The 8,298-nt window shown below is 72.0% G+C and carries 6 protein-coding genes and 1 rRNA gene; 3 read left to right on the top strand and 4 right to left on the bottom strand.

Annotated elements, in window-relative coordinates:
- Positions 1–1,414 (top strand): heavy metal translocating P-type ATPase (locus PUR56_RS04620; RefSeq protein ID WP_329947945.1); only part of this gene is annotated, 1,414 nt, incomplete at its 5' end.
- Positions 1,415–1,519: 105 nt separating this feature from the next.
- Here PUR56_RS04620 and PUR56_RS04615 read toward each other — a convergent pair.
- From PUR56_RS04615 to recD2, 3 genes are all read right to left on the bottom strand, one after another.
- Positions 1,520–2,239: an SDR family NAD(P)-dependent oxidoreductase gene (locus PUR56_RS04615; RefSeq protein ID WP_329874386.1), complete on the bottom strand. Its 720-nt coding sequence runs from the start codon at positions 2,237–2,239 to the stop codon at positions 1,520–1,522.
- A 559-nt stretch (positions 2,240–2,798) separates the two neighbouring features.
- A complete protein-coding gene (locus tag PUR56_RS04610) occupies positions 2,799–4,088 on the bottom strand; it encodes a citrate synthase (RefSeq protein WP_329874384.1) in 1,290 nt (429 codons plus the stop codon).
- Between the two features lie 224 nt (positions 4,089–4,312).
- Positions 4,313–6,556, bottom strand: a complete 2,244-nt coding sequence (gene recD2 / locus PUR56_RS04605) for an SF1B family DNA helicase RecD2 (RefSeq protein WP_329874382.1) — start codon at positions 6,554–6,556, stop codon at positions 4,313–4,315.
- A 124-nt stretch (positions 6,557–6,680) separates the two neighbouring features.
- Here recD2 and PUR56_RS04600 point away from each other — a divergent pair, with 124 nt between their 5' ends.
- Complete coding sequence (locus PUR56_RS04600; protein WP_329947944.1) at positions 6,681–7,469, top strand: VOC family protein; 789 nt, start codon at positions 6,681–6,683, stop codon at positions 7,467–7,469.
- Positions 7,470–7,647: 178 nt separating this feature from the next.
- Positions 7,648–8,124, top strand: a complete 477-nt coding sequence (locus tag PUR56_RS04595) for a GNAT family N-acetyltransferase (RefSeq protein ID WP_329947943.1) — start codon at positions 7,648–7,650, stop codon at positions 8,122–8,124.
- Positions 8,125–8,223: 99 nt separating this feature from the next.
- Here the strand turns inward: PUR56_RS04595 and rrf are convergent.
- A 5S ribosomal RNA gene (rrf, locus tag PUR56_RS04590) occupies positions 8,224–8,298 on the bottom strand; the annotation flags it as partial.

The following is an 8,298-nucleotide window of genomic DNA, read 5'->3' as shown; positions in this document are numbered from 1 at the left end:
GGTGGTGGTCGAGGGCGCCTCCGCCGTGGACGCCTCGATGCTGACCGGCGAGTCGGTTCCGGTCGAGGTCGCGGTCGGCGACGCCGTCACCGGCGCCACCGTCAACGCGGGCGGCCGGCTGGTGGTCGAGGCCACCCGGGTCGGCGCCGACACCCGGCTCGCCCGGATGGCCCGGCTGGTCGAGGACGCGCAGAACGGCAAGGCCGCCGCCCAGCGCCTCGCCGACCGGATCTCCGCCGTCTTCGTCCCCGTGGTCATCCTGATCGCGCTGGGCACCCTGGTCGGCCGGCTCCTGGCCGCCGACAGCCCGACCGAGGCGTTCACCGCCGCGGTCGCCGTGCTGATCATCGCCTGCCCGTGCGCCCTCGGCCTGGCCACCCCGACCGCGCTGATGGTCGGCACCGGACGCGGCGCCCAGCTCGGCATCCTGATCAAGGGCCCGGAGGTGCTGGAGACCACCCGCAAGGTGGACACCGTCGTCCTCGACAAGACCGGCACCGTCACCACCGGCAGCATGACCCTGCTCGCCGTCCGCACCGCGGAGGGCGTCACCGAGACCGAGGTGCTGCGGCTGGCCGGTGCGCTGGAGCACGCCTCCGAGCACCCCGTCGCGGCGGCCGTCGCCGCGGCCGCCGCCGAGAAGGTGGGCCCGCTGCCCGCCGTCGAGGACTTCCGGTCCCTGCCCGGACTCGGCGTGCAGGGCGTCGTCGAGGGCCACACGGTGGTGGCCGGCCGGGAGGCGCTGCTGGTCGAGCACGCCCTCCCCCTGCCCGCGGCGCTCGCCGAGGCCAAGCGCGCCGCCGAGGCGGCCGGCCGGACCACCGTCGCGGTCGGCTGGGACGGCGCGGCCCGGGCCGTCCTGGAGGTCGCCGACGCGGTGCGGCCGACCAGCGCCGAGGCCGTCGCACACCTGCGGGCGCTCGGTCTGCGGCCCGTCCTGCTCACCGGGGACAACCGGGCCGTCGCGGAGGCCGTCGCCGCCGAGGTCGGCATCGCCGCCGAGGACGTGATCGCCGAGGTCCTGCCCGAGGACAAGGTGGCCACCGTACGGGGCCTCCAGGCCGAGGGACGGGTCGTCGCCATGGTCGGCGACGGGGTCAACGACGCCGCCGCACTCGCCCAGGCCGACCTCGGCCTCGCCATGGGCACCGGCACCGACGCCGCCATCGAGGCGAGCGACCTCACCCTGGTCCGCGGCGACCTGCGCTCGGCCGCCGACGCGATCCGGCTCTCCCGCCGGACCCTGGCCACCATCAAGGGCAACCTGTTCTGGGCCTTCGGCTACAACGTGGCCGCGATCCCGCTGGCCGCCGCCGGCCTGCTCAACCCGATGATCGCCGGCGCCACGATGGCCTTCTCCTCGGTCTTCGTGGTCACCAACAGCCTCCGGCTGCGCCGCTTCGAGGCGGCCTGAGCACCGGCCGACCCGCCGACGCCGGGGGCCCGCACCACGAGGCGGTGCGGGCTCCCGGCCGCGAACGGCCGAGCAGCTCACCCGCGCCCGGCGGCGCGCCCGCGCTCAGCGGCCGAGCAACTCGCCGCCGTTGCAGTGCAGGATCTCTCCGGTGATGAACCCGGCCTCCTCCGAGGCCAGGAAGTGGACCGCCGCCGCGACCTCGCCGGTCTCCCCGATCCGCCCGAGCAGCGTCCGGGCCGCCCGCCGCGAGACCTCCGCGTCGTCCAGCCGCGGGCCGAAGAACTCGGTGCCCGCGACCGTCCCCGGGGCGACGATGTTGGCGGTGATGCCCGAGGTGCCGATCTGGGCGGCCAGGAAGTTGTTCCAGGCGTGCAGCGAGGCCTTGGCCGCCCCGTACGAGCCGGCGCCGCGCAGGGCCGCGATCGAACTGATGGTGACCACCCGGCCGGAACCCGGCGTGAGCCGGTCCCGGATCGACTCGGTGAGCAGCACCACGGTCAGCACGTTGCGCTCGAAGTCGCCGCGCCAGCGGGCCAGCAGGGCGTGCGGACCGGCCCCGATCACGGTCTCCCGGCTGCCGGCGTTGTTCACCAGCACGTCGACGCGCTCCGGCAGTTCGGCGAGCGCGGCCTCGACGGCGTCCGGGTCGGCGAGGTCGCAGACCAGCGGGGTGACGTTCGGCCCGAGGGCGGCGGCGGCCTGCTCCAGCACCGCACGCCGGCGACCGACGATCACGACCTGTTCGCCGGCCTCGGCGAACCGCCGCGCCACCTCGTACCCGATTCCCGTGCCACCGCCGGTGACAACGACGTTCCTGGTCATCTGCGCACTCCCTCCCCAGCTCCGCCGCCACGCTGCGAGGTGCGGGGCGGTCCGTACCGGAATGCCACGATTCCTATCACGCTAGGTTGCCGTGACTGCGGGGAGGGTGACGTCACCTCCGCCGAAACGTGTGGTATGGGCCGGGCACCGCGCGCACACGGAGCGTGGCGAGAGGCAGCTCACACCCCCCGGGCGTAACTTCTCACACCCTGATACGTCTTAGGTTGGTAGTGCGGCAGTTTTTCCGGTGGGCGGAGACGTGGCGAACGGCATCACGTCACCGCGCGGCCACCGCTGCCGCCGACGGGGCTCCGGCGGGCCCCGGGTCGGTCGCCGACTTCGGCGGCCTTCGCGCACGACGCCGGGGTGTGACGGGGCCAGGGACGCTTTGAGCGGCCGTCCCTGACGACGACCGCCCCGGAGTCGTGCGCTGTACGTTCGACGCCCCCGCGCCCGCTCCGGCGCGCCGCGGGGGCACGCACGAGGGCCCGGCCGCGGAAAGCGGCCGGGCCCTCGTGGCACCGGTGTCAGGGCGTGCGCATCGGCGTCGGGACGTGCGTCAGCGGGCGTCGAGCTCGACGTAGTCGCGGATCTCCACGCCGGTGTAGATCTGGCGCGGACGGCCGATCCGGCTGGTCGGGTCGTTGATCATCTCGTGCCAGTGGGCGATCCAGCCCGGCAGCCGGCCCAGCGCGAACAGCACGGTGAACATGCTGGTCGGGAAGCCCATCGCGCGGTAGATCAGACCGGTGTAGAAGTCCACGTTCGGGTAGAGCTTGCGCGAGACGAAGAAGTCGTCCTTGAGCGCGTGCTCCTCCAGCTTGAGCGCGATGTCGAGCAGCTCGTCGGACTTGCCGAGCTGGCCGAGCACCTCGTGGGCGAGCAGCTTGACCTGCGCGGCGCGCGGGTCGAAGGCCTTGTACACCCGGTGGCCGAAGCCCATCAGCTTGACGCCGGCCTCGCGGTTCTTGACCTTCGTGATGAAGGCGTCGACGTCGCCGCCGTCCTGCTGGATGCTCTCCAGCATCTCCAGCACGGCCTGGTTGGCGCCACCGTGCAGCGGGCCCCAGAGCGCCGAGATGCCGGCCGAGATGGACGCGAACTGGTTCGCGTGGCTGGAGCCCACCAGGCGGACGGTGGAGGTCGAGCAGTTCTGCTCGTGGTCCGCGTGCAGGATCAGCAGCTTGTCCAGCGCGTTGACGATGACCGGGTTGAGCTCGTAGTCCTCGGCGGGGACGGCGAACATCATCCGCAGGAAGTTCTCGACGTAGCTCAGGTCGTTGCGCGGGTAGACGAACGGCTGGCCGACCGACTTCTTGTACGCGTAGGCCGCGATGGTCGGCAGCTTCGCCAGCAGGCGGACCGTCGACAGGTGGCGCTGGGCCGCGTCGAACGGGTTGTGGCTGTCCTGGTAGAAGGTGGACAGCGCGCCCACCACCGAGGACAGCATCGCCATCGGGTGGGCGTCCCGCGGGAAGCCCTGGAAGAAGCGCTTGACGTCCTCGTGCAGCAGGGTGTGCTGGGTGATCTCGCGGTTGAACTCCGCCAGCTGGTCGGCGTTCGGCAGCTCGCCGTTGATCAGCAGGTAGGCGGTCTCGATGAAGTCGCCCTTGGCGGCGAGCTGCTCGATCGGGTAACCGCGGTACCGCAGGATACCGTTGTCGCCGTCCACGAAGGTGATCGCGGACTTGTAGGCGGCGGTGTTGCCGAAACCGTTGTCCAGGGTGACCAGGCCGGTCTGCGGGAGCAGCTTCGAGATGTCGAAGCCGGCGTTGCCCGCAGTGCTCTCGACGACGGGGTACTCGTACTCGCCGTCCTGGTACCGCAGTACTACCGAGTTGTCGCTCACGTCTTCCTCACCGACGAAATGAATCCTCTTCCAAGGTGCCCTGACTGCCTCTACCATCCCCCATCCGGAGGACAGCCGCGCACCCGGGGTGACCCGAAAGGGCCCGCCCCTACAAAACCTGCCGCCGCCGCCGGTACGAACCGGACAAGATCGGCACCACCCCAGGCTCTGCCGTAAATCTCTTCACGTCAAGAGAACAATAGAGGCAACCATCCCTTGGAGAATCATCCAGCCGCAAGCCTGTGGTCCAGCGCCGCATGCCTCCTACCTGCACTGACACTGCGGACGGCCTGTCCGATCGCCTTCCGTGACCCGACCAGCACAACGAGTTTCCGTGCCCTGGTCACGGCGGTGTAGAGCAGATTCCGCTGGAGCATCGTCCAGGCGGACGTGGTGACCGGAATCACCACCACCGGGTACTCGCTCCCCTGCGACCGGTGGATCGTCACCGCGTACGCGTGCGCGAGCTCGTCCAACTCGTCGAAGTCGTACGGCACCTCCTCGTCCTCGTCGGTGAGGACCGTCAACCGCTGGTCGTCCACGCTGAGCGAGGTCACCACTCCCACTGTGCCGTTGAAGACCCCGTTCCGCCCCTTGTCGTAGTTGTTGCGGATCTGCGTGACCTTGTCCCCCACCCGGAACGTCCGACCGCCGAACCGCCGCTCCGCCAGCCCCTCCCGGGCCGGCGTCACCGCCGCCTGGAGCAGCGTGTTGAGGTTCCCCGCCCCCGCCGGACCCCGGTGCATCGGCGCCAGCACCTGGACGTCCCGCCGGGCGTCGTAACCGAACCGCTGCGGGATCCGCCGCGCCACCACGTCCACCGTCAGACCCGCCGCCAGCTCGGCGTCGTCCTCCGCGAACAGGAAGAAGTCGGGCAGGCCCTCGGTCAGCGGCGGCAGGCCCTCGTTGATCCGGTGCGCGTTGGTCACCACCCCCGACTGCTGCGCCTGCCGGAAGATCCTGGTCAGCCGCACCGACGGGATCGGGCCGCCCTCCGCCAGCAGGTCCCGCAGCACCTCGCCGGCCCCCACCGAGGGCAGCTGGTCGACGTCCCCCACGAAGAGCAGGTGCGCCCCCGGCGCCACCGCCTTGACCAGCTTGTTCGCCAGGATCAGGTCCAGCATCGACGCCTCGTCCACCACCACCAGGTCGGCGTCCAGCGGGCGGTCCCGGTCGTACGCGGCGTCCCCGCCCGGCCTCAGCTCCAGCAGCCGGTGCACCGTCGACGCCTCTACCCCGGTCAGCTCCGCCAGCCGCTTCGCCGCCCGGCCCGTCGGCGCCGCCAGGACCACCTTGGCCCGCTTCGCCAGCGCCAGCGTCACGATCGACTTCACCGTGAACGACTTGCCGCAGCCCGGACCGCCCGTCAGCACCGCGACCTTCTCGGTCAGCGCCAGCCGCACCGACTGCTCCTGCTCGGGCGCCAGTTCGACCCCCGTCCGCTGTGCCAGCCAGCCGAGCGCCGCCGGCCAGTCCACCGAACCGAACCACGGCATCCGGTCCGTGTCCGACCGCAGCAGCCGCAGCAACTGGTTGGCCAGCGAGATCTCCGCCCGGTGGAACGGCACCAGGTAGACCGCCGTGATCGGCTCGCCCCCCTCGCCCGGCACCTGCTCGCGCACCACCCCCTCGGCGGCCACCAGCTCCGCCAGGCAGTCGATCACCAGCCCGACGTCGACCTGGAGCAGCTTCACCCCGTCCGCGATCAGCCGTTCCTCCGGCAGGTAGCAGTGTCCCTGGTCGCTGCTCTGCGACAGGGCGTACTGCAGCCCCGCCTTCACCCGCTCCGGGCTGTCGTGCGGGATCCCCACCGCCTGGGCGATCCGGTCCGCGGTGAGGAAGCCGATGCCCCAGACGTCCGACGCCAGCCGGTACGGCTCGTTCTTCACCACCCCGATCGAGCCGTCCCCGTACTGCTTGTAGATCCGCACGGCCAGCGAGGTCGAGACGCCGACCCCTTGCAGGAAGACCATCACCTCCTTGATGGACTTCTGCTCCTCCCAGGCGGCCGCGATCTTCTTCGTCCGCTTCGGCCCGAGCCCCGGCACCTCGATCAGGCGGCCCGGCTCGTGCTCGATCACGTCCAGGGTGTCCACCCCGAACCGCTCCACGATCCGCTCGGCGAACCGCGGCCCGATCCCCTTGATCAGCCCCGAACCCAGGTACCGCTGGATCCCCTGCACCGTGGCGGGCAGCACCGTCGTGTAGTTCTCCACCACGAACTGCCGCCCGTACTGCGGGTGCGACCCCCAGCGTCCGTGCAGCCGCAGCGACTCACCCGGCTGGGCGCCCAGCAGCGCACCCACCACCGTCAGCAGATCGTTCGCCCCGCGGCCGGTGTCGACCCGCGCCACGGTGTAGCCGGTGTCCTCGTTGGCGTACGTGATCCGCTCCAGTACGCCCTCGACCTGGGCGAGCTGGCGCGGCACCGCCGCCTCTCCGGTGCCGGTCTGCGTCTGCCTGGCCACCGAGCTCCCCTTCACCGTCCGGGCCCACTTCCACTACGCACCGTACCGCCCGGGTGCGACACTCCGGACCGGGGTGCCAGGCTGGGGGCACGGAGGGGGCCCGCGTTCCGAGGAGCAGTGCGCCGTGCTCACCACCGCCTTCCGTCCCGGTTCCCCCAGCTGGCTCGACCTGACCAGCCCGGACACGCCCGCCTCGGCGGCCTTCTACACCGCCCTGTTCGGCTGGACCTTCGCCTCTGCGGGCCCGGCCGCCGACTACGGCCTCTTCCGGCTGGCCGGCCGGACGGTCGCCGCCCTCGGCCCGTTCACCGACTCCCTCACGCGCCCCACCTGGACGATCTACTTCCGCACCCTCGACGCGGACCGCACCACCGACCTCGTCGCGGCCGCCGGCGGCCGCATCCGCTTCCCCCCGTTCGACGTCTTCACCAGCGGCCGGACGGCCGGCTTCACGGACCCCGCCGGCGCCGACTTCGCCGTCTGGCAGCCGCACGACGTCCACGGCCTGGACACCGTCACCGAGCCCGGCAGCCTCTGCTGGACGGAGTGCCACAGCGTCGACGCCGAGGCCGCGAAGACCTTCTACCGGACGGTCTTCGCCTGGCAGGAGCGGGACGTCCCGATCGGCGAGACCCTCTACACCGTCCTCACCCCGCCGGACGGCGGCCTCGACGACGCCCACGGCGGCATCGTCCAGCTCGACCCCCGCCAGACCGCCGCCGGCACCTCCTCGCACTGGCTCCCCTACGTCGAGGTCCCCGACGTCGACGCCTGCCTCGCCAGCGCCGAACGGCTCGGCGCGACCGTCCGGACACCCGCCACGGACGTGCACGGCGTCGGCCGGCTCGGCCGGCTCACCGACCCCCACGGCGCCGCACTCGCCGTCATCACCAGCGTGCCGCCCGGCGGGTGACGGCCGGTCACCAGGGCCGCCGTACGGACCGGACGGCCTGGGGGCGGTCGCACGGGGCGCCTGCGAGGGCGCCGGAGGGCCTTCTCCGGGCCACTCACGGGCCTGCGGGGTGAAGGCGCGCCTGTCAGGGTGACGGCCGGGCGGACGAGCCCTCCAGGGCGCCGCCTAGGCTGTGATCATGAACGCCCTCTCGACCGACCTCTCGACCGACCTGACGATCCGCCGCGCGACCGCCGACGACCTGGCCGCGATCGTCGCGATGCTCGCCGACGACCCCCTGGGCGCCACCCGCGAGAGCCCCGACGACCTCACCCCGTACCGAGCCGCGTTCGCCCGCATCGACGCCGACCCGCACCAGCTCCTCGTGGTCGCCGAACGCGCCGGCCGGACCGTCGGCACCCTCCAGTTGACCGTCGTCCCCGGCCTCTCCCGGAAGGGCTCGACCCGCACCATCGTCGAGGCCGTCCGCATCCACGCCGACGAACGCGGCTCGGGCCTCGGCACCGAGCTGATCCACTGGGCGATCGACCGCTCCCGTGAACTCGGCGCCGAGCTCGTCCAGCTCACGTCGGACGCCACCCGTACCGACGCGCACCGCTTCTACGAGCGGCTCGGCTTCGTGGCTTCGCACCTCGGCTTCAAGCTCGCGCTGTAGATCCCGGGTCGCCTGTCCCGATCGAGACCGGTACGGAATTGCCCCGGAAACGCAAAGAACCCCCGTCCGTATCCCGGACGGGGGTTCTTCACAATGATTGTTCGGCGGCGTCCTACTCTCCCACAGGGTCCCCCCTGCAGTACCATCGGCGCTGTGAGGCTTAGCTTCCGGGTT

It is taken from the genome of Streptomyces sp. BE303, assembly GCF_036290945.1.
Lineage (GTDB): Bacteria > Actinomycetota > Actinomycetes > Streptomycetales > Streptomycetaceae > Kitasatospora.
Note: the sequence above shows the minus strand (reverse complement) of the source record. Positions and strands in the feature narration are given on the sequence as shown.

Excerpts from the sequence above, each read along its gene's own strand:
- PUR56_RS04615 (WP_329874386.1), bottom strand. The coding sequence starts at position 2,239 with ATGACCAGGAACGTCGTTGTCACCGGCGGTGGCACGGGAATCGGGTAC.
- PUR56_RS04595 (WP_329947943.1), top strand. The coding sequence starts at position 7,648 with ATGAACGCCCTCTCGACCGACCTCTCGACCGACCTGACGATCCGCCGC.